Origin of the sequence: Komagataeibacter europaeus LMG 18890, from assembly GCF_000285295.1 — a bacterium.
Taxonomy (GTDB): Bacteria; Pseudomonadota; Alphaproteobacteria; order Acetobacterales; family Acetobacteraceae; genus Komagataeibacter; species Komagataeibacter europaeus.
The window spans coordinates 1-1,224 of record NZ_CADP01000302.1; the positions used below are offsets into that span (position 1 = coordinate 1).

General features: G+C 64.4%; 1 protein-coding gene and 2 pseudogenes. 2 read left to right on the forward strand and 1 reads right to left on the reverse strand.

Going from position 1 to position 1,224, the window contains the following annotated elements; all coding sequences use genetic code 11:
- Positions 1-128, reverse strand: a pseudogene (locus tag GEU01_RS26115) (IS630 family transposase); the annotation flags it as partial.
- A gap of 95 nt (positions 129-223) precedes the next feature.
- On the opposite strand from GEU01_RS26115, the pseudogene GEU01_RS25485 reads away from it, so the two are divergent.
- A pseudogene (locus GEU01_RS25485) lies at positions 224-424 on the forward strand (tyrosine-type recombinase/integrase); the annotation flags it as partial.
- Between the two features lie 19 nt (positions 425-443).
- Positions 444-1,224 (forward strand): IS91 family transposase (locus GEU01_RS21945; protein ID WP_019087691.1); only part of this gene is annotated, 781 nt, incomplete at its 3' end.

The following is a 1,224-nucleotide window of genomic DNA, read 5'->3' on the forward strand; positions in this document are numbered from 1 at the left end:
GAGGCGCCATCATAAATCGCCGCAAGCGCCAACAGGCGACGCGACTGACCCGCATGCCGGCTTCTGCGCGCAAGGCGTCGCAACTCCGAACTATCATGATCGTCACGCAGGGATAGAGGGCTGCCCATCCAGAATGCCTCCTTCAGAGAATGGTCTGCATCCTATGAATCACATTTTTAAACCGATGGGTACCCCGTGAGTCAGGCCAAACAATGGTTGGTATCATACCCTGCGGCACAGCTTTGCCACGCACCTGCTTGAGGATGGTGTCGATGTCCGAGTGATCCAGGTTCTGCTGGGTCATTCCCGCCTGGAGACCACGGCCCTTTATACAAAAGTTGCGACACGGACCGTGCGGGCCGTCATCAGTCCGCTCGACAGACTGGGCATACTGGCGACAACGCAGGCGAGGCCCGACGGCTGATCCCCGGGCGGGGGCGGTCATGTCCGCCTCCCTCGAACTGGGGGACATCTTCCGGGCTGCCGGCCCTGCCTGGCGGTCAGCCCATGCCGGCCGTCTCCCCCTGCAGCAGCTCAAGGTCATGTCGGCGATCGAACACTGTCGCACGGCGGCCCTTGGTGGTCATGTCGCGGCCTGCGGGGACTGTGGACACTGGCGGATCGCCTATAACAGCTGTCGCAACCGTCATTGTCCGCGCTGTCAGGGGAACGCCGCGCGGACATGGCTGGCCGAGCGGGAGGCCGATCTGCTGCCGGTCGGGTATTTCCATGTCGTCTTCACCCTGCCGGCGCGGATCGCCGACATCGCGCTCCAGAACAAGGCCGTTCTCTACGCCCTGCTGTTCCAGGCCGCCTCGGAGACGATGATGACGATCGCCGCCGATCCCCGGCATCTGGGTGCCCGCATCGGCATCACCGCCGTGCTGCACAGCTGGGGTTCGGCGCTGACCCACCATCCCCATGTGCACATGATCGTGCCGGGTGGCGGTCTCTCGCCCGATGGCCAGCGCTGGATCTCGTCACGCCCTGCCTTCCTGCTGCCCGTTCGCGTGCTGGGCAAACTGTTCCGCCGCCTGTTCCTGACCCGGCTGCGCGCACTTTTCGATGCCGACCGGCTGGTCTTCCGGGGCCATCTTGCCCCTCTGGCAGAGCGTCGTGCCTTTCTGCGGTATCTGGCTCCTGTGCGCAGCAGGCGCTGGGTCGTCTACGCCAAACCGCCTTTTGCCGGTCCCAAAGCGGTGCTGGCCTACCTGTCGCGCTATA